The organism is Pedobacter sp. ASV12 (genome assembly GCF_016429155.1).
GTDB lineage: Bacteria > Bacteroidota > Bacteroidia > Sphingobacteriales > Sphingobacteriaceae > Pedobacter.
On sequence record NZ_JAELUC010000211.1, the window covers coordinates 1 to 815 of the forward strand.

Below are 815 nucleotides of genomic sequence, written 5' to 3' on the forward strand. Positions count from 1 at the left end.
CCCCCCCCTCGCCCCATGTCGTGGTTCGTCGGCAGCGTCAGATGTGTATAAGAGACAGCACACAATGCATCAGTATCAAAATGGATGCCCTGGGAATTGGGGTATGTGGATGGGCATACTGGCTTTTGTGCCATAGCACCAGTTTCGAAAGATAATCAGGCACGATTAAGTTATCAGGGGGTTGAATACCTCTCACTGTATCCTTATTTAAATTTAGAAAATGATACAAGCGGATATAGCCAGCTTTGGGTAGAGGAAGGAGGTGGTAGCTATGTTAATTTAACCGCTTGGGTAAGAAACTTTACAAGGCCATTTAAACGTTAATGATATGAAAAGAAAAGCATGTTTCGTTATAATGGGCTTTGGAAAGAAAAAAGATCCCATTTCGAATAGAACGATAGATTTAGATGAGACGTATAAAAAGATTATAAAGCCAGCAGTAACGGCCTGTAATTATAATTGTGTAAGGGCAGACGAAATTTCGGAAAGTGGAATTATTGATCGTAGTATGTTTGCATTACTGATTAATGCAGAACTTGTAATTGCGGATATCACAACATATAATCCCAATGCTTTGTATGAACTTGGTGTTAGACATGCTGTTCGTCCATACTCTACTATTATAATAAAGGAAGAGGAAGATATAAGCCCATTCGATATCAATCATAGTAGGACATTAAGCTATAAACATTTAGGGAATGAAATATCGGCCTCTGAGGCAAAAAAGAGTGTTAGAGAGTTAAAAGATTTGATAATTTCTGTAACAGCTAGTCCGTTAACTGATAGTCCGTTATATTCATTTATTCCAAAAGTTA

General features: G+C 37.9%; 1 protein-coding gene. It reads left to right on the forward strand.

Translation table 11 applies throughout. The features are described from left to right. Positions 1–328: 328 nt before the first annotated feature. On the forward strand, positions 329–815 hold a 487-nt coding region (locus tag JHD69_RS19950), incomplete at its 3' end, for a hypothetical protein (protein WP_199142089.1).